At 64.5% G+C, this 20,680-nt stretch carries 21 protein-coding genes, 1 tRNA gene and 1 pseudogene; 14 read left to right on the top strand and 9 right to left on the bottom strand.

Going from position 1 to position 20,680, the window contains the following annotated elements:
• Positions 1–1,569: penicillin-binding transpeptidase domain-containing protein (locus V6M52_RS07405; RefSeq protein ID WP_332700568.1), on the top strand; the 1,569-nt coding region annotated here is incomplete at its 5' end.
• A gap of 39 nt (positions 1,570–1,608) precedes the next feature.
• Here V6M52_RS07405 and V6M52_RS07410 read toward each other — a convergent pair.
• Positions 1,609–2,346, bottom strand: coding sequence for a M48 family metallopeptidase (locus tag V6M52_RS07410; protein WP_332700569.1), 738 nt, complete (start codon positions 2,344–2,346; stop codon positions 1,609–1,611).
• A 210-nt stretch (positions 2,347–2,556) separates the two neighbouring features.
• Positions 2,557–3,048 (bottom strand): DUF2852 domain-containing protein, encoded by a 492-nt coding sequence (locus tag V6M52_RS07415; RefSeq protein ID WP_332687831.1) that lies wholly within the window; start codon positions 3,046–3,048, stop codon positions 2,557–2,559.
• A 145-nt stretch (positions 3,049–3,193) separates the two neighbouring features.
• On the opposite strand from V6M52_RS07415, the gene V6M52_RS07420 reads away from it, so the two are divergent.
• Together V6M52_RS07420 and V6M52_RS07425 are read left to right on the top strand one after the other, a co-directional pair.
• Positions 3,194–4,513 carry an ActS/PrrB/RegB family redox-sensitive histidine kinase gene (locus V6M52_RS07420; protein WP_332700570.1) on the top strand — a complete coding sequence of 440 codons (1,320 nt, stop codon included), beginning with the start codon at positions 3,194–3,196 and terminating at the stop codon, positions 4,511–4,513.
• A gap of 42 nt (positions 4,514–4,555) precedes the next feature.
• The gene (locus tag V6M52_RS07425; protein WP_332687829.1) at positions 4,556–5,107 is read left to right on the top strand and encodes an ActR/PrrA/RegA family redox response regulator transcription factor; all 552 of its coding nucleotides are present in this window, start codon (positions 4,556–4,558) and stop codon (positions 5,105–5,107) included.
• 12 nt (positions 5,108–5,119) lie between these two features.
• Here the strand turns inward: V6M52_RS07425 and V6M52_RS07430 are convergent, their stop codons facing one another.
• The 5 genes from V6M52_RS07430 to V6M52_RS07450 all read right to left on the bottom strand — a co-directional run bounded on the left by V6M52_RS07430 (position 5,120) and on the right by V6M52_RS07450 (position 12,094).
• Positions 5,120–5,602 (bottom strand): hypothetical protein, encoded by a 483-nt coding sequence (locus V6M52_RS07430; RefSeq protein ID WP_332687828.1) that lies wholly within the window; start codon positions 5,600–5,602, stop codon positions 5,120–5,122.
• A 107-nt stretch (positions 5,603–5,709) separates the two neighbouring features.
• Positions 5,710–6,903, bottom strand: a complete 1,194-nt coding sequence (locus V6M52_RS07435) for a class I SAM-dependent RNA methyltransferase (protein WP_332700571.1) — start codon at positions 6,901–6,903, stop codon at positions 5,710–5,712.
• Positions 6,904–7,089: 186 nt separating this feature from the next.
• Positions 7,090–10,014, bottom strand: a complete 2,925-nt coding sequence (locus V6M52_RS07440) for an FAD-binding and (Fe-S)-binding domain-containing protein (RefSeq protein ID WP_332700572.1) — start codon at positions 10,012–10,014, stop codon at positions 7,090–7,092.
• A gap of 188 nt (positions 10,015–10,202) precedes the next feature.
• A complete protein-coding gene (locus V6M52_RS07445) occupies positions 10,203–10,934 on the bottom strand; it encodes a PadR family transcriptional regulator (protein ID WP_332700573.1) in 732 nt (243 codons plus the stop codon).
• 173 nt (positions 10,935–11,107) lie between these two features.
• Complete coding sequence (locus tag V6M52_RS07450; RefSeq protein ID WP_332700574.1) at positions 11,108–12,094, bottom strand: complex I NDUFA9 subunit family protein; 987 nt, start codon at positions 12,092–12,094, stop codon at positions 11,108–11,110.
• A 144-nt stretch (positions 12,095–12,238) separates the two neighbouring features.
• On the opposite strand from V6M52_RS07450, the gene V6M52_RS07455 reads away from it, so the two are divergent.
• The 9 genes and pseudogenes from V6M52_RS07455 (at position 12,239) to V6M52_RS07495 (ending at position 18,533) form a co-directional block, all read left to right on the top strand.
• Complete coding sequence (locus V6M52_RS07455) at positions 12,239–12,601, top strand: GFA family protein (protein ID WP_332690943.1); 363 nt, start codon at positions 12,239–12,241, stop codon at positions 12,599–12,601.
• A gap of 57 nt (positions 12,602–12,658) precedes the next feature.
• Positions 12,659–12,743: transfer RNA gene (locus V6M52_RS07460), tRNA-Leu, on the top strand.
• Between the two features lie 154 nt (positions 12,744–12,897).
• Positions 12,898–13,512 carry a ribonuclease D gene (locus tag V6M52_RS07465; RefSeq protein ID WP_332690946.1) on the top strand — a complete coding sequence of 205 codons (615 nt, stop codon included), beginning with the start codon at positions 12,898–12,900 and terminating at the stop codon, positions 13,510–13,512.
• A gap of 20 nt (positions 13,513–13,532) precedes the next feature.
• Positions 13,533–14,156, top strand: a complete 624-nt coding sequence (locus tag V6M52_RS07470) for a hypothetical protein (RefSeq protein WP_332700575.1) — start codon at positions 13,533–13,535, stop codon at positions 14,154–14,156.
• A gap of 26 nt (positions 14,157–14,182) precedes the next feature.
• Positions 14,183–14,635, top strand: coding sequence for an LptA/OstA family protein (locus V6M52_RS07475; RefSeq protein WP_332700576.1), 453 nt, complete (start codon positions 14,183–14,185; stop codon positions 14,633–14,635).
• Positions 14,629–15,390 (top strand): annotated as a pseudogene (gene lptB, locus V6M52_RS07480) (LPS export ABC transporter ATP-binding protein); the annotation flags it as partial. The gene V6M52_RS07475 and the pseudogene lptB, both read left to right, overlap by 7 nt.
• A 210-nt stretch (positions 15,391–15,600) precedes the next feature.
• Positions 15,601–17,139 carry an RNA polymerase factor sigma-54 gene (gene rpoN / locus V6M52_RS07485; protein WP_332700577.1) on the top strand — a complete coding sequence of 513 codons (1,539 nt, stop codon included), beginning with the start codon at positions 15,601–15,603 and terminating at the stop codon, positions 17,137–17,139.
• A 307-nt stretch (positions 17,140–17,446) separates the two neighbouring features.
• A complete protein-coding gene (locus V6M52_RS07490) occupies positions 17,447–18,019 on the top strand; it encodes a ribosome hibernation promotion factor (protein WP_332700578.1) in 573 nt (190 codons plus the stop codon).
• Positions 18,020–18,065: 46 nt separating this feature from the next.
• The gene (locus V6M52_RS07495) at positions 18,066–18,533 is read left to right on the top strand and encodes a PTS sugar transporter subunit IIA (protein ID WP_332700579.1); all 468 of its coding nucleotides are present in this window, start codon (positions 18,066–18,068) and stop codon (positions 18,531–18,533) included.
• 76 nt (positions 18,534–18,609) lie between these two features.
• Here the strand turns inward: V6M52_RS07495 and V6M52_RS07500 are convergent, their stop codons facing one another.
• Both V6M52_RS07500 and V6M52_RS07505 read right to left on the bottom strand, forming a co-directional pair.
• Positions 18,610–18,897 carry a DUF1150 family protein gene (locus V6M52_RS07500; protein WP_332690963.1) on the bottom strand — a complete coding sequence of 96 codons (288 nt, stop codon included), beginning with the start codon at positions 18,895–18,897 and terminating at the stop codon, positions 18,610–18,612.
• 15 nt (positions 18,898–18,912) lie between these two features.
• The gene (locus tag V6M52_RS07505; RefSeq protein ID WP_332690966.1) at positions 18,913–19,332 is read right to left on the bottom strand and encodes an Hsp20 family protein; all 420 of its coding nucleotides are present in this window, start codon (positions 19,330–19,332) and stop codon (positions 18,913–18,915) included.
• A 119-nt stretch (positions 19,333–19,451) separates the two neighbouring features.
• Between V6M52_RS07505 and V6M52_RS07510 the strand changes: the two genes are divergently transcribed.
• Positions 19,452–20,333 carry a glycosyltransferase family 2 protein gene (locus V6M52_RS07510; protein WP_332700580.1) on the top strand — a complete coding sequence of 294 codons (882 nt, stop codon included), beginning with the start codon at positions 19,452–19,454 and terminating at the stop codon, positions 20,331–20,333.
• A gap of 158 nt (positions 20,334–20,491) precedes the next feature.
• Positions 20,492–20,680, top strand: a 189-nt coding sequence (gene rpmI / locus V6M52_RS07515; protein WP_332700581.1) for a 50S ribosomal protein L35, incomplete at its 3' end; no start/stop codon positions are given.

Below are 20,680 nucleotides of genomic sequence, written 5' to 3' on the forward strand. Positions count from 1 at the left end.
ACCATCGACTTCAAGATGCAGAAGGACGCCGAATTCATCGTCAAGGAGATGGTGGCATCCGAAGGTCCTAAGCGCGGCTTTAACCAGGGCGCGCTCGTCGCCATGGATGTCGACGGCACCGTGCGCGCCATGGTGGGCGGGGTGGACTATCAGGCCAGCCAGTATAACCGCGCAGTCACCGCCAAGCGCCAGCCGGGCTCGACCTTCAAGCCCTTCGTCTATCTGGCCGCCATGGAAAAGGGCTATACACCCGACACCTTGGCCGAGGATGCCCAGTTCGAATATAACGGCTGGAGCCCGCGCAATGCTTCGGGCAAATATGCCGGTACGGTGACCTTGCGTCAGGGCCTGGCCTATTCGCTCAATACCATCACGGCGCGCTTGGCCATCGACGTCACCCCACAGGCGGTGATCGACGTGGCGACCCGCATGGGCATTTCCTCCGCGCTCACCGCCGTACCCTCGATCGCCCTGGGCACGCAGGAAGTGAACCTGCTCGAGCTGACCAGCGCCTATGCGCCCTTCGCCAATGGCGGCTTCGGCGTCATCCCCAATGTCATCACCCGCATTGAGGCCAAGGATGGCACCGAACTCTACCAGTCCTCCGACGCCGGCCCGGGCCGCGTCATCGCGCCCAATATCCTGGCCGAGATGAACGACATGCTCAAGACCGCCGTGGAAGTGGGCACGGGCAAGGGCGCCAATCTGGGCGGCTGGGATTTTGCCGGCAAGACCGGCACCACTCAGGATGCCAAGGACGCGCTGTTTGTCGGCTACACGTCGGCCATGGTCACCGGCGTCTGGCTGGGCAATGACGATGCCACCAAGACCACGCTTTCGGGCGGTAATGTGCCGGCCGCTATCTGGTCCGAATTCATGACCAAGGCGCACGCCGGCAAGCAGATCGCCGCCATTCCGGGCGGCAGCTATGAGGGCCAGCTGGTGGCCCAGCAGATGCTGGACCCTGCGACGGGCCAGGTCGCCATCGATCCCGCCACCGGCCAGCCGATGACGCAATATATCGACGCCGGCACCGGTCAGCCGGTCCAGACCACCACCGATCCCGCAACCGGGCAACTGCTCCGCCTCGATCCGGCCACCGGCCAATATGTGCCCGCCACGGCCACCGCCGCGGCCAACCAGCCGATCCAGACCGGCGAGATGGTCGATCCCAACACCGGCATGCCGGTGGGCCAGCAGATCGACCCAGCCACTGGTATGCCCATCGGCAATACCGGCGGCATGCTGGTCGATGCCAATGGTGTTCAGATCGATCCCGCCACCGGCATGCCGGTCGGCCAGGTCGTCGGTGCTGGCCAGGCCATCGATCCGGTCACCGGCTATCCGCTGCAGGGCCAGACCAATGGCGTCGGCCCGGCACCGATCGATGCCAATACCGGCCTGCCGATGACCCTGGTGGTCGATCCGGCAACCGGCCAGCAGGTCTGGGTGCCCAGCGCCGCGGCCCAGCCGCAGCCGCCCGCGCCGCTTGGCCAGCCGGTGCCCATCGAAAACGAACGCAGCCAGCGCACGCTGATGGACCTGATCTTCGGCGGCCAGCAGAACTAGCTTTCTTACCTCTCCCCAGAGGGAGAGGTAAGAGGGGCCTTAGCCGCCATGCGCCATCAATTGCCGGCCATGCGCCTTGAGCCAGGCGCGACCCTTTTCCATGTCGGGCAAGGTGCGCTTGACCGTGGCCCAGAAGGCGGCCGAATGGTTCATCTCGACCAGATGGGCCACTTCATGGGCGGCCACATAGTCGAGTACGAAGGGTGGCGCCAGCACCAGCCGCCAGTTGTAGTTGATATTGCCCGATGACGAGCAGGAGCCCCAGCGGCTGGCCTGGCTGCGCATCCTGACCGACTTGACGGTGACGCCCAGCCGCGCCGCATGCACGGCACTGCGCCCGACCAGATCGGCCTGCGCCTCGTCCTTGAGCCAGTCGGTCAGTCGCCGCGCCTGATGCGCCGGATCGCCCGGCACCAGCAGCACGGCTTCGCCGTCCATTTCGCCGATTTCGACGCGACCGCGAACCCGCCCGGTCCCGACGATGCGATGTTCGACCCCCCGCAGCGGCACCACGCCACCGTCTCCGAAGCTGCTCGCCTCCGGCGCCCGCTTGAGGCGGGCGGCCAGCCAGTTGTGGTGCCGGTTGAGAAAGGCCTCCGCCTCGGTCCATTTCCCATGCGGCGGCAGCGTCAGCACGGGTCCGCCGCTATGGGGAATGGACAGCCGGTAACTGCGCGCCCGCGCATTGATGCGCACGGTGACACTGACTGGCGCACCATCGACCTCGATGACGGTGCTGGTCGGAATCTTGGGCTTGGCGCGGAAGAAGAGGTTCATGGGGCTCTGGATTTGAGTCGGGTGATTATAGCGAGAATTTGCCGCGATGACTTCCCCACCCACCGCACTTCCCCCTCTCCCACGAGGGGAGAGGGGGAAGTGAAACATCGGAGCACCGCCAAACCACAAAAAAACGCCCCCTGCGGGGGCGCCAGTTCAGTCGTTGGGAACGACCGGCTTCAGGAGGGTAGAAGAGACGGGCAGGCGGGCTTAGCCGTTATTGCCCCAGCCATTGTTGTTCTGGTCGCCGTTGTTCTGATCCGGCTTGGGTTCGGTATAGCCCTGGCGCGAACCGCGGCGCTCGTTCATGAAGCGATCGAATTCTTCCCGATCCTTGGCCTTGTTGAGATTGGCCATATATTCGTGGAAGGCGTCGATCTCGGCGTCGAGGCGGGCGCGCTCTTCTTCGAGGCGCTTGAGCTGTTCGGCGCGATAGTCGTCAAAGGCTGCATTGCCGCTCGAATTCATGCCGTAGCTCCGATGGTTGTTGTGCCAGCCGCGATGCGCATGCTTGTTGGAGCTGCACCAGGCTTTGCCCTTGTTGAAATAGGCTTGCGCCTTTTCCGGCGAGCCGCCGAACTTTTCGCCCCAGAGGATGTAGCCCAGGACGGCAAGGCCGAGCGGCCAGAAGACGATAAAGCCCAATACCATGAGGGCGATGGTCAGCGGGGACCATTGAGGTTTGATGATTGCTGTGGTCATTTCGGTTTCATTCTCCCAGTCACGATGTGCAATACGTGGCCCGCTCTGGGGTAGGATCAATGCTGTGCCTGGGCTTTTTGGCTCTTGAAATGAAACTTTTGCTTCCCCATGGCGGGGGCGGATTTTGCCCCGAAAGGGCCAAATAATGACCATGACCCAGGCCGATGGCCTGCCTTTACCCTCCACCTGGCGGCCATTGCGCCTGCAGACCCTGGTGCTGCTGCGCTGGCTGGCGGTGGGCGGACAGGCTATCGGCGTGCTCTTCGTGGCCTTCGGGCTGGGCTTTCCGCTGCCGCTGCTCGAATGTTTTGCGCTGATCGGCCTGTCGGCGGCGGTCAATCTCTGGCTTGTGCTGCGCCTGGGCACCTCCCATCGCCCCAGTTCGCTCTCCACCGCCAGCCAGATCGCCTTCGATCTCTGCCAGCTCGGGGGCCTCTTGGCGCTGACCGGAGGTCTGCAGAACCCCTTCTCGCTGCTGCTGCTGGCGCCGGTCTCGGTTTCGGCGACCACGCTGCCCCAGCGCGCTGCATTTCTCATTGCGCTGCTGGCCGCGGTGATCGCCTCGCTGCTCGCGGTCTGGCACCTGCCGCTGCCCTGGGACCCCGTCGAGCGCCTGGTCTTCAATCGCATCTATGTCATCGGCATCTGGGTCTCGATTATCTGCGGCGTGGTCTTCATCTCCGCCTATACCAACCGCGTCGCCCATGATGCCCGCCAGATCGCCGACGCGTTGGCCGCGACCGAGCTGGCTTTGGCCCGCAAGGAGCGCCTCTCGGCGCTCGATGGCCTGGCCGCCGCTGCGGCGCATGAATTGGGCACGCCGCTCTCCACCATTGCCCTGGCCGCCAAGGAAATGCGCGCCGAGGCCGAGCCGGGCAGCGATCTGGCCGACGATGTCGAACTCATCATCGCCCAGGCCGCCCGCTGCCGCGCCATCCTCGCCAAGTTGCGCAATCTGGGCAGCGATGGCGGCGACCCCTTCGCCGCCGTGCCGCTCACCGACCTCCTGGCCGAAGTCACCCGCCCGCATGAGGGGCGCGGCAAGGCCATCCTGTTCTATTATGAAAAGGCCGCCGGTCCGCCCCCGGTATTCCAGCGCAGCGTCGGCCTGCTCTATGGTCTGGGCAATCTCATCGAGAATGCCGCCGACTTCGCCCGCAGCTCGGTACGGGTCGAGGCAGCCTGGGACCAGGACGCCGTTTCGGTCTCCATCACCGACGATGGTCCCGGCTTCGCGCCCGAGCTCATTGCCCGGCTGGGCGAGCCCTATCTCACCAGCCGCCCGCGCGATCCCCATGGCCCCGATGCCAACAAGCCCGGCGGGTTGGGGCTGGGTGTCTTCATCGCCAAGACCCTGCTCGAACGCACCGGCGCGCGCCTCGCCTTCGAGAATATCGCCGCCGACGGCCATGCCAGGGTGCGCATCGTCTGGCCGCGCGGCGCGGTAGAGGCGCAGATCCACTGACGCGGTTTTGACGGATCAAGTGCAAACGCTTATGTGAGGGCTATGAGCACGATCGAAGATCTCCTTGCCACTGACCCCAGCCTGCTGCTTGTCGACGACGATGCGGCCTTCCTGCAGCGCCTTGAACGCGCCATGGCGCGTCGCGGCTTCGATGTCCGCATTGCCGGCTCGGTAGCCGACGGGCTCGCCGCCGTGGCCGAGCGGCCCCCGGCCTATGCAGTGGTCGATCTGCGCCTCGAGGATGGCAATGGGCTCGAAGTGGTGTCGGCCCTGCACCAGAAGCGCCCCGACGCGCGCGCCGTGGTGCTGACCGGCTATGGCAATATCGCCACTGCCGTCACCGCGGTAAAGCTTGGTGCTGTGGATTATCTGAGCAAGCCGGCCGATGCCGACGATGTGATCAATGCCCTGCTCGCCACCGGCGAGGACAAGCCCGAGCCGCCGGAAAATCCGATGTCGGCCGATCGCGTTCGCTGGGAACATATCCAGCGCGTCTATGAACTATGCGACCGCAACGTGTCTGAGACCGCGCGGCGGCTCAACATGCATCGGCGCACGCTGCAGCGAATTCTCGCCAAGCGTGCGCCGCGCTAGTCGTTGTGAAGGTCAGCCGCGGCTATAGGTCAGCGTCTGGCAGAGGATAGCCGCGCGGCAACCCTCGATGTCGATCGTGTCAGGGCTGGTCTGGGTCACGGTCGCTTCCGCGCTCATGCCGCCCGCCGCAAGGGAGCCCTTCCACTGGTTGGGAGCGGTCTGCACTGCCTGCATAACCAGCTTGCCGACAAAGGCCAGGTTCTCTTCAGTGGCCGATTCGCCCTCGAGAGTGTTCAGCACGCCGCAAAGATCGGTACCGGCCTCGCCGCACAGCGAGAAGGTGAACGAGGTACCAAATTCATCGACAAAGGTGCCGCTCGGGTCTGTCGCCTCGGCAACCGGCTCGGTGGTCGCTTCAGCGCCAGCTTCGGCCGGAGCCTCAACAGGAACCTCGATAGGAGCCTCGACCGGAGCAGCCGCATCCTGCGCCAGTGTAGGCATGGCGACGGCGGCACAGAGCAGGCCGATAGTGAAAGTGGTCTTCAAGATATGCATGGGTAGTTCTCCATGCGACAGCGCCCGCCCCACGCAGTCGCTCATTGATTGATGGAGTCCCAACGCATGTCCGTTCGCAACGGTTGCGCCGCCCCGACAAAACCGCCTCAGCGTCGGAACGTCGCCGCAATCTCGATATGGGTCGAATAGACGAACTGGTCGACCGCCACGAGGTCACTCATGGCATAGCCCCCCGCGATCAGGATCGCCGCATCGCGCGCAAAGGTCCGCGTATCGCAGGCCACCATGACCACGGTCTTGATCTTGGATTTTGCCAGCTCGCGCACCTGCGCCTCGGCCCCCGCGCGTGGCGGATCCAGCACCACGGCCTCATAGGGCAGCTCGAACTGGGTCAGCGGATCGCGGAACAGGTCGCGTGCCTTGGCGGTCACCTCGCGCAGCCCCTTGGTGAAGCGCCGCGCCTTGTCGAGCGCCGCAATGCCCGCCTTGTCGCTGTCCACCGCGAACACCGGCCGCTGCTCGGCCAGCCGCAGCGCAAACGGCCCGACGCCGCAGAACAGGTCCGCCACACTCTTGGCTTTGCCCACGGCATTGACAACATAGTCCGCCAGCACCGTCTCGGCCGCCGCCGTGGCCTGGAGGAAACTGCCGAACGGCAGTTCCACCCGCGCCCGGCCCATCTCCACCACCGGCGGCTGCGCCTGCAGCACCATTTCGCCATTGAGCGACAGCCGCGCCAGCTTGAACCGCGCCACCAGCGGCGACACCCGATCCAGCCGCGCCTGTTTCCTTTCGGTGCGGATGGCCACGTCGAGCCCGCTCAGCGTCGCGGTGAAACTCACATCGGACTCGCCTACCGCCTGCATCACCGCGCGGGCAATATCGGGCGCTCTCGCCAGTCCCGGCACCACGATGGGACAGTGGTCGAGGTCATGCACCTGGTGGCTGCGCAGCCGCATATAGCCGGCGCCTTCGGCCCGCGCATGCAATGTCGCCCGCCGCCGTCCGTCGCCCCCCGCATCGATGAAGCGAGTGACCGTGGCGTCGATCCCGGCAAAGCGCAGCGGTGTCTCCACCAGCCCTGTCTTGAATGCCTCATAGCTCGCCCGGTCCATATGCTGCAGCTGGCAGCCGCCGCAGGCACCGAAATGCGGGCAGAACGGCTCGATGCGATTACCGGCGGGCGTGACCACCCCCAGCAGCGTCCCTCTCTCGCCATCGGTCGTGATTTCCACCGTCTCGCCGGGCAACGCCAAAGGCACGAAGACCTTGTGGCCCTCGATCTCGGCAACACCCTCGCCCTTGTGGCCGAGGCTGGAAATGGTGGTGGTGATGGTCATGAAGGTCCGGAGCTTGCTGAAGGCGTTCAGTAGCGGCCAAAGGTCCCGAGAGCAATTGGAAAGGCCCCCTCACCCGGCGCTGCGCGCCGACCTCTCCCCCCAAGGGAGAGGTGAAGCGGTGATCGAGCCGCAGACTCCCACCTCTCCCTTGGGGGGAGAGGTCGCCCGAAGGCGGGTGAGGGGGCCTTACTCAGCCGGCCTGCTCGCCCACTCCAACAAACTCGCCAGCCCCACAAACGGCACCCCGGCATGTTCGCTCAGCCCCGACGCACAGGTGCTTACTGTCGAGACGCCCAGCGTGCAGCCCGTCGGGATATCCGACTTCACGAACCGCGTTGCATGGGCGTTGAGTTCGGGGAAAAACAATCCCTTGTCCCCGGCATAGCCGCAGCAGGTCACCGAGCTCAGCACGGCGATCTCGTCCGCACAGGCCTGCGCGATGGCCTCGGTCATGGGCTGTTCGGCGAGCCGCTGCGCCGAGCAATTGTGATGCACCGCCACCACCGGCAGTTTGCGGGTGATGGTCAGCCGCGCCAGCACCTGGCTCAGCAGGAACTGGCTCGAATCCAGCACCGGCGCATCGCCGGGAAATTCCCGCAAATGCTTGGCACAGGTCGAGGCATCGGTGACCAAGCTCAGCCGCCCGGCATCCGACAGCGCCGAGAGCTCGCGCTTCAATTCGCCGCCCACCTGCGCCGCCTGTTCCGGAAAGCCCTTGGACTGGAATGGCTGGCCGCAGCATTGCCCGTTGAGATGCTCGGGCACGATTACATCAAATCCGGCCCGCTCCAGCAGCGCCAGCATGGCGTCCGGCACCGCCTTGAGGTCGTGCTCGGTCTCTGGCGCCCCGAACATGCGCGTGGCGCAACTGGGGAAATAGACCACCGACTGCCGCCCGGTCTGCGCGATGGGCACGGGAAACCCCGTCTTGCGCGGGTCCTGCCGCGTCTCGGCCGGTTTGGGCGAGCCCGGCTCGTGATGCAGCGCCCGGGAGACGCGCGGTACCCGCTCGCCCGTCAGCCGCCGCGCACCGTCGGTAATCGCCTCGATGGCCGGCGCCGGAATGATCCTGCGCGCCGCATCCGCCAGGGCTACCCCGCCGCGCATCATGCTCTCGACCGCGCCGCGATGGTCGGCCACAAAGCCCGCCACAGCCCGCGCCGTGCTGCCGCGCCTTTGCGCCCGCTGGCCGATGATCATGGTCCCCGTCTCGATGCCCACCGGGCAGCGAATCGAACAGAGGTTACACGCCGCGCAGGTATCGAGCCCCGGATACTGGAAATCCTCGTCCAGCCGCTTGAGCCGTTCCGGGTCTTCCCCACTGGCGCGCAGCCGTGCCCGTTCGCGCGTCACCGCAATGCGCTGGCGCGGCGACAGGGTCATCTGGTGGCTGGGGCAGGCTGGCTCGCAGAAGCCGCATTCGATGCACATATCCACCAGCTCGTCGGCCAGCGGCATGACCTTGAGATGCTTGATATGCACCTTGTCATCGGCGTTGAGCAGCACGCCCGGATTGAGCAGCCCTTCGGGGTCGAACAGGTCTTTGATCCGGTGCATCAGCCCATAGGCCTTGGCGCCCCATTCGGCCTCGACAAAGGGTGCAATGGCCCTTCCGGTGCCGTGTTCGGCCTTGAGCGAGCCGCCATATTGCACCGAGATCAGTTGGGACAGATCGTGCGAGAAGCGATCGAATTTCTCCGCCGAACCGGGCTTGGCAAAATCGTCGCTCATCTGGAAATGCAGGTTTCCCGCCAGCGCGTGCCCGAAGATGATGGCGTCCTCATAGCCATGTGCGTCGAGAAGCTTGCGCATATCGGTGACGAATTCGGCCAGTCTCTCGATCGGCGCCGCCACATCCTCGGTCAACATCGCGGTGCCCTTGGGCCGCGCCGCCCCGCCCGAGGCAAAGAACCCCTTGCGAATGTCCCACAGCGCATGGCTGCGCGCCGCGTCGGTGGAAAAGTCGATATGGGTGGCGTCTTCGCTGGCGAGGATCGCCACCGCCTTGGCCACTTCGGCCTCCAGCGTCGCCGCATCGGGCGCGGTGACGTCGATCAGAACCGCCGGGGAAGTGTCGGTCAGCCAGGGTAGCAGCGGCGCCATCGGTGGCAGATGCTCCACCGTCGCCAGCGCCCGCCGCTCGATATATTCGGCCGCCGTGACGCCCGTCGTTACCTGCACGCCGCCATTGGCCAGCTTGATGATCGCCCGCCCCGCCGATTGCGGATCGCGGAAGGGCACCAAAGCGGTCGATTTGAACGGATGCTCGGGTACCGTATTGTAGGTCACCTCGGAAACGAAGCCGAGCGTGCCTTCCGAACCCACCATCAGGTGGATCAGCACGTCGAGCGGGTCGTGAAAATCGACCAGGGCATTGAGCGAATAGCCGACCGTGTTCTTGATCGCGTATTTCCGGCGGATCAGCGCCACCAGCTCGGGGTCGGCCATGACCTCGTGATGCAGAAGGTGCAACCCGTCCAGCATCGCCCGATGGCTGGCGCGGAACGCGTCGCGGCTGGCCGTGTCGCCGCTGTCGAGCATGGTCCCGTCGGTCAGCACGATCCTTAAGCGCGCCATGGTGTGATAGGTATTCTGCGTCACCCCGCAGCACATGCCGCTCGAATTGTTGTTGACCACGCCGCCGATCTTGCAGTTGGCCTGGCTGGCCGGATCGGGCCCGATCTTCTTGTTGAATTTCTTCAGCGCCGTATTGGCATGGGCAACGATGATCGCCGGTCCCAGCGTGATCTGCTCGGCCCCGGGATGGATTTCGAGCTTGCGCCAGCCATCGCCAAGCACGGCCAGCACGCCGTCGGTCACCGCCTGCCCCGAGAGCGACGTGCCTGCCGCCCGGAAGGTGATGGGCAGGCCTTCGGCCCGCGCCGCCGCCATCACCGCGCGCACCTCGTCCTCGGAATTGATGAACACCACCGCCGCCGGGATCAGCCGGTAGGAACTGGCGTCGCCACTCCAGGCATAGGTCATCAGCGGGTCGGTATACATCCGACCTTGCACCTTGCCTTTAAGCCGGGCAACCAGCCGCTCACCGGCCTCCTGCCGGTCGGGCGTGACGTGATGGACGGGGGAGGGGGCGATACTGGCTTGCTGCATGCGCAAGCACTAACATGTTAGTTGAAAGCTGCGAAGGGTCTTGTATATGGATGAAACAGGAGACCCCCATCCGGAGGAGCAGATCGGGTGGGGCGGCAGTGCCCAGCCACGCCCACCGGCCGGATTCCTCCCCCTTCAGGGGGAGGTTAGGTGGGGGTATTCTTCGCTTGCTCCGACCGGACTACCGATCAGATATCCACGTCGTCCTCGCTTAACGCGTCGATTTCGGCCGCCGCGCGCTTGAGGATTTCGGCGGCGTGGCGCTGCTGGTCCTCCGAGGTGCGCCGGGCCTTCTTGATCGCCGCCTTGAGGTCGCGCCGCGCCGCGTTGAGCTCGGGCACCACGTCCTTGAGGTCGCGATCCGTCTCCGGCGCTGCGCCGGGGCCCCAGCCGGGGCCATGCCCGCGATGCGGCGGATGTTCGCCGGCCTCGCCCTCGCGGCCGAACGGCCAGTCGGCCTTGGCGAATTCGCGGAAGCGGTTCATCTGCTCGCCCGCCTTGGCCAGGAAGGCCAGGGTGGATTCGATCGCTTCGCGATTGTCGTTCAGATGCGCCCGCCCTTCCTCGGTGATCGTATAGAGCTTCTTGTTGCCATCGGCCTGCGAAGTGACATAGCCCGCCTCCTCGAGAAAGGTCAGCGCCGGATAGACGATGCCGGGGCTGGGCGTATAGAACCCTGCCGACTTTTCCTCGATGGCCTTGATCAGGTCATAGCCGTGCCGCGGCTGCTGTTCGATCAGGAAGAGCGCTACGAGTCGCAGGTCGCCCGAGGCCAGCATGCGGCCGATGCGGAAATTACCGCCCATATTGCCCCAGCCTTCGCCGCTCTCGATGCCGGCGGCAAACCGGCCCCAGCCGCGCCGGGCCATGGCTTCCATGCGGCGCCAATTGGGCTCGCCGTCTCTCCAGTAATTTCCCATGATGGGTCTCCGATATATCTTGAACTGCATTGCGTCAGAAGATCGGCGCGCCTCGCGGCATTTTCAAGATATATCTTGAGATAGTGATCAGGGTGCGAGCGGCAACAAAAAACCCCCGGGTTGCCCCGGAGGTGATGTCATGCGCGCACAGGTGAAAACTAGGCGTCGTGGCCCTAGAGGACCGGCGCCGGCGCGTTGTCGCGGTCGAACTGGCCGTATTTGCGGAAGCGATACATATAGCTGGGCAGGATGGCGTCCATTGCCGTCGGCGTGATGCCGAAAGCCGAAAAGGTCCGCTTGTCCTTGCTGGCGGCGTCGGAGACGACATTGTCCACCCCGAGCAGTTCCACCTGGTCGGCGGTGAGCAGCGGCTTGCCCGGCAGGATGGCGAGCGGCATGGCCAGCAGCTTGGCAATACCGGGAGACAGCGGCAGCATCGGCCGATTGCGCGCCGCTTCGCGCTGCACCCGCGCCATCAGGTCGCGATAGGTCTCGACCTGCGGCCCGCCCAATTCATAGATGCGCCCGCCCTTGACCTTGCCCTCGGCGGCCAGCACGAAAGCCTGGGCGACGTCGCCGACATAGACCGGCTGGAACCGCGTATCCCCGCCGATCAGCGGCAAGACCGGGAAGAAGCGGGCCAGCGCCCCCATCAGGTTGAAGAAGCCGTCGCCCTGCCCGAAGATGATCGAGGGGCGGATGATGACGGCATTGGCAAACGCCTTGAGCACGGCCGCCTCGCCGTCCAGCTTACTGGCGGCATAGCGGCTGACTGCGGCGGCCTTGTCGACGCCCAGTGCCGACATATGCACCATCGTCGAGGCGCCAGCCGCCTTGGCGGCCTCGGCCACATGGCGGGCGCCGTCGACATGCACGGCCTCGAAGCTCTGCTTGCCGGACGCGTAGCCGATGCCGACCAGGTTGATGACGATATCGGCGCCCTGGACGGCATGGCGCACCGAGGCGGCATCACGCAGATTGGCCTGGATCGGCTGGACCTGCCCGACGCTGCCATACATTTTCACATGCCCGGCCAGGTCCGGCCGGCGCATGGCCACGCGGATGCGATGGCCGCGCCGCGCCAGCAACTGCACGATCTGGGTGCCGACAAAGCCCGCACCGCCGAAAATGGTGACGAGTTTGGGTTCGAGGCGATCCATCTTGGGCTCCGGCAACAGGCATGAAACGTTCCCGCTTCTATCCCAAGGCCGCCGCCGCTGTCGAGGGCCCGGGCGGGGAATCGGCTTGACTCTGGTGGTAGTTTGTTCTTGTTTTGTTCACAGCCAACACAGGAGTTATGCCCGATGCCCGAAACCACAACCTATCACGGCCAGTGCCATTGCGGCGCCGTGCGCTATACCGCCACCACCGATCTGTCCACGATGGGCGATTGCAACTGCTCGCGCTGCCGGCGCCTGGGCTGGGTCATGCAGTCGCTGCCCGCTGCCGATTTCACGCTGGAGAGCGGCGAGGACAATCTCTCGGTCTTTCATTTCAGCACCGAAACCATCGATCATCTGTTCTGCAGGACCTGCGGCATTGAGTCCTTCGCCCGTGGCTCGGACGGCAAGGGCAACGAGCTGGTGATGATCAATGTCAACTGCCTTGAGGATGCGCCGCCGGTGGAGCGCGCCGCGATCAAGCATTGGGACGGCGCCAACTGGTAAGCGTCGCGAATAGGTGATTGACATCGGTCGGCGCGCCCCCTAGTTACACCACCGCTTGCCCAGATGGCGGAATTGGTAGACGCGCACGGTTCAGGTCCGTGTACCGCAAGGTGTGGAGGTTCGAGTCCTCTTCTGGGCACCAAGTTTCAAACCCCGGTCCCGACGAAAGTCGCGGCCGGGGTTTTTGGCTTTTGGAGACCTCGGCCGCTCCCGGGCGGCGCCTATCCCGCGCCGCCGCCTTCCCAATGCCCCGATGCTGTGTCATCACGGTTCAAACGCAATAGTCGAGAACATCCATGGCCATTCGATTGCACCGCGGCGACCTGCCGGACCTGTCCCGTTATGGCCGCGAAGTGGCGATCGACACCGAAACCATGGGCCTGCATCCGCACCGTGACCGGCTCTGCGTGGTGCAGCTGTCGCCCGGCGATGGCAGCGCCGATGTGGTGCAGATCCCCCAGGACGCCAACGAGGCGCCCAATCTGGTCAAGCTGCTCACGGACCCGGCCGTCACCAAGATTTTCCACTATGCCCGTTTCGACGTCGCCGCGCTCCAGAACCGCTTCGGCGTGGTGACCGGACCGGTCTATTGCACCAAGATCGCCTCCAAGCTGGTGCGCACCTATACCGACCGGCATGGCCTCAAGGATCTGGTGCGCGAATTGCTCAATGTCGATCTCAGCAAGCAGCAGCAGAGCTCGGACTGGGGCGCCGAAAAGATCAGCGATGCCCAGCTCGACTATGCGGCATCAGACGTGCTCTATCTGCATGATCTCAAGCGCCATCTCGATCGCATGCTCAAGCGCGAAGGCCGCATGGAACTGGCTGAGGCCTGCTTTGATTTCCTCAAGACCCGCTGCGAACTCGATCTCCTGGGCTGGGAAGAAACCGACATTTTTGCCCATAGCTGACAGGTGAGGCAAACAAGCGCATGACCCTGCATGGCGACCCCGCCCAGCGCCTCGAAACCTATCGGCGCCTCGAAGCGCGCAACCGCATCGTGGCAATCCTGCGCATCGGCGTGCCGGCTTTGGGCCTGCTGGCCCTGGTCTCGCTGATCGGCCAGATTTATGTCTCGAGCCTTGGCAGCCGCTTCGGCGTCGGCCAGATCGCGGTGACGCCCGACAACATCATGGTCGAAGCCCCCGAATATACCGGCCTGCTCGATGACGGCACCGCCTATCGCATCTCGGCCAGCGCCGCCCAGGCCGCAACCGAGGCGGTCGACCAGGTCGGGCTCAGCGATGCCGCGCTCACCATGACCCGGCCCGACGGCGTCGTCATGACCGTCGATGCCGCCGCCGCCATGCTGGATACGACGCGCCAGCTCGTGGTGGTCAAGGAGGAGGCCGATATCGGCAATTCGCTGGGAACCAAAGGGATCATCAGCGATTCGGTGTTCGACTATGCCACCCAGTCGCTGGTGGGCAATGGTGCGGTGACCATCGATTATGCCGATGGCACTCATCTGGTGGCCGAGGGCATGACCTATGACGCTGTCAACCTGGTCTGGACATTCACCCGCGCCACCGTCACCCTGCCCGACACGCCCTGAGCCGAGAAAACCGAGATGCAGACCCCATGATCAAGCGCCTCCTGCTGATTCTCGTACTGGCGCTCGTGGCCCATCCGGCCCTGGCCCAGCAGCCGGTCGAGATCACCGCCGACCTCTTCACCGTCGATGAAAACACCCAGGAAGCGGTGTTCACCGGCAATGTCGTGGTCATCCACCCCAGCGTCGAAGTCTGGGCCGCAAAGGTCGTCGCCATCTATGGCGAGGGTGGCACCACCGATATCGAGAGCTTCGAGGCCACCGGCGCGGTGCGGCTGCAAACCCCCGAACAGAATGCCACCGGCGACAAGGCCGTCTTCACCCCCGGCGACCAGCTGTTGCGGCTCACCGGCAATGTGCAGGTCATCAATTCCGGCGGCACCATCGATGCCGCCGAACTGGTGGTCAATCTGGCCACCAATGTCTCTACCTTCACCAGCAGTGGCGGCGGCCGCGTCACCGGCGTATTCACCTCGCAATGACCCCTGCAACCGACAAGCCCCGCATTGACCAGACCGGCTGGCTGGTGGCCCACGGGCTGGCCAAGAGCTTTGGCAAGCGCGCCGTGGTGCGCGACGTTTCGATCGCCGTGCGGCGCGGCGAGGCCGTTGGCCTGCTCGGCCCCAATGGCGCCGGCAAGACCACCGTTTTCACCATGATCATGGGCCTGCTCAAGCCCGATGCTGGCCTGATCAGCCTCGATGGCCGCGACATCACCCGCCTGCCTTTGTTCCAGCGCGGCCAGCTGGGCATCGGCTATCTGCCCCAGGAGCCCTCGATCTTCCGTGGCTTGACGGTGCGCGGCAATATCATGGCGGTCCTCGAAAACCACGTGAAGGGCCGTGGCGAACGCCAGGCCCGGCTTGAAGCCTTGCTGGAGGAATTTTCCATCCAGCACCTGGCCAAGGCCAATGCGCTGGCTTTGTCGGGCGGCGAGCGGCGCCGCGTCGAAATCGCTCGGGCCCTGGCCGCCGATCCGGTCTTCATGCTGCTTGATGAACCCTTTGCCGGCGTCGATCCCATCGCCGTCAGCGAGGTCAAGGGCCTTGTCCACCAGCTCACCCGCCGCGGCATCGGCGTGCTGGTCACCGACCATGCGGTGCGCGAAACGCTGGGGCTGGTCGACCGCGCCTATGTCATTCACGGCGGCAAGGTGATGATTCAGGGCAAGCCCGAAACCATCAGCGCCGACCCCGACGCGCGGCGGGTCTATCTCGGCGAGGGATTTGAGCTTTGAGCCATCCCGCAGGGCAAATCACGCCGGTGGCGTGATTTGAGGCGAGAAGGCCATGAGGCCTATGGCCGAATGGCGGAGGCTCTTGCCCCCACTGGTATCACTTGGCACGGAACTTGCCCTTGCGCTTGCCCGCTGCCCGAAAATGAGTCATGGTCCGCCCGGGAAGCCGCCGGAAACGGCAATGTATCTGCGCCAAGGGTCTCTAGCTTAATGGCACTTTCGCCGCGTCTTGAATTCCGCCAGGCTCAGAGTCTGACGCTGACGCCGCAACTGATGCAGTCGATACGCCTGCTTCAGCTTAGCCACCTTGAACTCAACGATTTCGTCGATGCCGAACTCCTGCGCAATCCACTGCTGGAGCGCGAGGATGGCGCCGAGCCCGGCGATGCCGAGCCGGCGGAAGTGCCCGAGCGCTCCCAGGAAATCAGCGCCTACGAGGATACGGTGGATCGCGGTGACCGCATCCAGGACGCCAATTCGATCGCCGACGGCTACGACACGGCGGTCGAGAACGTCTTCCCCGACCAGGGCGCGCAGGATCAGCTCAATCCATCCAGCCGGCTGGATCGCAACGGCTCCAGCGAAGCGGGCGAAGCGCCCGATATCGACCAGTTCATCGCCAACCGGCCTCTGCTCAGCGAGCATTTGGAAAACCAGTCCAACATGATCCTGCGGACGGTTGCTGACCGCCTGATCGCCCGCCACCTGATCGACGGACTCAACGAGGCTGGCTACCTGACCACCGATCTCTCCGCACTTGCCGAACAGCTGGGCGCCGAACTGGCCGATGTTGAAGCGGTGCTCGAAGCCCTGCAGGGCTGCGATCCGGTCGGGGTCTTTGCCCGCTCGGTGCCTGAATGTCTCGCCATCCAGCTGCGCGAGCGCGACCGGCTCGACCCCATGATGATGGCACTGCTCGACAATATCGGCATGCTCGCCGAGCACAATATGGCCGGCCTGATGCGGGCGGTGGGCTGTGACCGCGAGGATCTGGCCGACATGCTGGGAGAAATCCGCCAGCTCGATCCCAAGCCCGGCCTGGCCTTCGATTCCGGACCAGTCGAATCGGTGGTGCCCGATGTCTTTGTGCGCAAGGGTCCCGACGGCGCCTGGCAGATCGAACTCAATACCGAGGTGCTGCCGCGCGTGCTGGTCAACCGCGTCTACTACGCCACGGTGACCAAGAAGGCCCGCGACGCTGGCGAAAAGAGCTTCCTTTCCGATTGCCTGGCCACCGCCAACTGGCTCACCAAGAGCCTCGACCAGCGGGCGCAGACCATTCTCAAGGTCGCCGCCGAGATCGTGCGCCAGCAGGATGGCTTCCTCACCCACGGCATCGCCCATCTCAAGCCGATGACGCTCAAGATGGTGGCCGAAACCATCGACATGCACGAATCCACCGTCAGCCGCGTCACCTCCAACAAATATATGGCGACGCCGCGCGGGCTCTACGAGATGAAATACTTCTTCACCACCGCCATCGCCTCCAGCGACGGCGGCAGCGACCATTCGGCCGAGGCGGTGCGCCACCGCATCCGCCAGCTCATCGATGCCGAAGCTCTGAGCGACATTTTGTCCGACGACACCATCGCTGATATGCTCAAGAAGGAGCAGGGGATCGACGTCGCCCGGCGCACCGTAGCCAAGTATCGTGAGGGCATGAACATCCCCTCCTCCGTCATCCGCCGGCGGCAGAAGAAGAACTTCGAGACGGCCGGAGGCAAATTCGCTCCAGTGGAGCGAATTTAGTCGAGAAGGCCATGAGGGCTATGCCCGAATGGCGGGCAGGTGGGCTAAGACAGGGCCGGAACCCCGCCGAGCAAGTTGCCCTCTTCCGCATCCGCCCGCGAAGGCTAAGGCCATTGTGTGGCGAAGTCCAAGCGATAAACGAACCTGCGGGGGCAGTTGCGCATTGCGTCACCGGCGCAGGCGGGTCTAGCATCGGCGGCGCCAGATACCCAAGTCAGGTAGACGGCAGACGTGATCCCGAAAATCCGGGAACCCGGCTTTTCGAGAACCTCGCGTCGAACCAGAACGACAGAAGGAAGAGGAAGCCATGACTTTACGCGTTTCGGGAAAGAACATGGACGTGGGCGATGCTCTGCGCGGCAAGGCGCAGGATCATTTCGCCGCGGTGGTCGGCAAGTATTTTGACGGCGGCTATGACGGTCATCTCACCCTCACCCCCGATGGCATCGGCTTTCGCGCCGATTGCGTCGTGCATCTCGATACCGGCGCTACCCTGCAGGCCAGCGCCCAGGGCGGCGATGCCAGCAGCGCCTATGAGGTAATGGCGGTCAATATCGAGAAGCGCCTGCGCCGTTACAACCGCAAGCTCCGGCAGCGCCCGCGCGGCAATGGCGCCGACGATGGCACGACCGCGCAATACACCGTGCTGGGCGCCGGCAGCGAGTTCGACGAGCTCGACGAAGACTATGCGCCCCCCGTGATCGCCGAGACCACCAAGAACCTGCGCCAGCTCAGTGTCGAGGAGGCCGTGATGGAGCTCGATCTCTCTGGGGGGCAGGTGGTCATGTTCCGCCATGCTGGACATGGCGGGCTGAATGTGGTTTACCGCCGCTCCGACGGCAATATTGGCTGGATTGACCCAGCCCTCGGGACCAATTGAACCCTCCCGACGCCACATCAAGCGAAGTTGATCCAAGGCAGATTTTATGGAATTGGCCGATATCCTGGCTGACCGCGCTGTGCTTTGCTGCACGGACGTAAAAACAAAACGCCAGTTATTTGAAGAACTTGCCGAGCGTGCGGCAGAGATCAGCGGGCACCCTGCCGCCGACATCCTCAATTCGATCACCAGCCGCGAAGAACTGGGGTCGACGGGGCTGGGCAATGGCATCGCCATTCCCCACGGCAAGATCGCCGGCCTCAAGCAGGTCATCGCCCTCTTCGCCCGGCTGGACCAGCCGATCGAGTATGATTCGGTCGATGACCAGCCGGTCGATCTCGTGGTGATGCTGCTGGCGCCCGCTGGCGCTGGTGCCGATCATCTCAAGGCGCTGTCGCGCGTGGCGCGACTGCTGCGCACCGAAGCAGTCGTGGATGAATTGCGCCGGCTCGACGATCCCGAGCGCCTGCGGGCGGTGCTGACCGCCCCCTTCGAGACCTATTACGCGGCCTGATTTGACCCGCTTATGACAAAGCCCCCGGACGATAAATCCGGGGGCTTTGCATTTGATGGGGGATATTGCTCCGCCGCTAGTGCAGCGTCGCCAGCCCCAGATTCTTGTCGCCGAGCCAGTCCAGCACGGCATCTTCCGTATCGGTGACCAGCAGCGGCGTGCCGTCGGCGGACATGACCAGTTGGTATTCGGCCTCATCCTCGAACGGGGTGTCGTGGATCATGGTCGACAGCATGGCGCCGCTCACCGGCCGCACATAGGCCACGGCATCTCCGCCCAGCGCAGCGAACTGAGCCTCGGTCAGCGACTTCAGCGGGTGGATCAGCGCTTCGGCCGCAGCTTCGTTATTGCGTTTCTCGTACATGTGTCGGCCCTTTCCTCATACTGAGCGAATGTCGATACGTCGGGCGATCTTGGGCGTCAGTGGACGCTCAACAACAATAACGAGCATACCATGCCCCAAAGTTGCGTCATTGACGATCATCCCGTCGGCCAGAAGAAAAGCACGCTGGAACTGCCTTGCGGCAATGCCGCGGTGCAGGAAGTCTCGTCCAGGCTCGTCCTTCTGCTTGCCGCGGACCACAATCTGGTTGTCCTCGGCCAGCACGTCGAGCTCGCTGACGCCAAAGCCGGCCACGGCAATGGAGATCAGGAAGCGCTCGGTGCCATCGGCATCGGTCGCACGCTCGATATTATAGGGCGGGTAGCCGTCGGCGGACTTGGCCAGCCGATCAACACGCTCCTCGAAACGCTCGAAGCCGAGGAGAAAGGGTGCGGAAAACACCGAAATACGCGACATCCACGCCGTCCTTGATTATCAAGCAACGTATCAGCGCGGACCCATCAACTCTTGGCATCACGCGCTTGCAGAAGATATGGGACAAGCCATTGTCTCATTCAAGTGCATCGGCAAGCCCCATGGACCAGACCGTCGCTGTCATCACGCCCGCCTGGAAGGCTGAGGCCACCATTGTGACCACGGTGCAAAGCGTCCTCGCCCAGACCTGGCCCCATTGGGAACTCTGGCTCATCGCCGATGACGGCGCCGATTACGAGGCTTTCCTGGCCCAGGCCGGTATCGGCGATCCCCGCATCCGCTTTCTCTCCAGCGGCGGCACGGGCCGCGGCGCCTCCAATACCCGCAATGTGGCGCTGGACCAGATCACCGCGCCCTTTGCCGCCATCCTCGATGCCGATGACCGGCTGAAACCCCGCAAGCTCGAACGCGCCGTCGCCGCTCTGGCCGAACACGCCATCGTCACCACCGCGCTCGACGTGATGACCGATACCTTCACCCATCTCCGCAATGTCGGCGACGGGCCAGACCGCGTGCTGACGCCCGGCGCCCATAAATGGGTCAGCCTCTCGATGGATTCCATGCTCGTCTGGGACCGGCGCCGCGCCGATGGCCGCTACGATCCCACCATGAGCAACATGACCGATCTCGAATTCCTGTTGCAGCTCTACCGTACGGCGCCGGCCTCGTTCCACCTCGGCACCCCGCTGCATGACTACATCAAGCGCTCCAGCTCCATGAGCAATGGCAGCAATGTCGCCGCCGGCATGATCGCCAGTAAGACCGAAATCCTGCGCCGCCTGCAAACCGGCCACTATGGCCTCCCCGCCCAGGATGTTGAGGGTCTGGCCGCCTTCCTCACCATTTCGCTCGCGGCCGAGGCGCGCTACGAGGCGGCCCTGGCAGCGCATCCGGGCCTGCTCTTCGAAGATCACCTCCAGCCCATGCTGGCCGCCTCTTCACCTCTCCCTCCGGGGGAGAGGTCGGCGCGCAGCGCCGGGTGAGGGGGCCTTCCTGCTGCCCATGAACTCCGGCACTTGCCTTAGCCCCGCTTTCCCCCTATAGAGCCCACTTCTCCGGATCGCCCGGCCAAAAGGCATGCCGTGGCGGTCTCTGAATGCGATGGGCCCAAATCCATCCACTTACTCTAAGGACCCGCAAAATGCCCAAGATGAAGACGAAGTCTGGCGCCAAAAAGCGCTTCAGCTTCACAGCGACCGGTCGTGTAAAGGCAGGCGTCGCCGGCAAGCGCCACCGCCTGATCAACCACAACGCCAAGTACATCCGCACCAACCGCGGCACCAAGATCCTGTCCAAGGGCGACGAGGGTCTGGTCAAGTGGTACATGCCG

Origin of the sequence: Devosia sp. (assembly GCF_036676215.1) — a bacterium.
GTDB lineage: Bacteria > Pseudomonadota > Alphaproteobacteria > Rhizobiales > Devosiaceae > Devosia.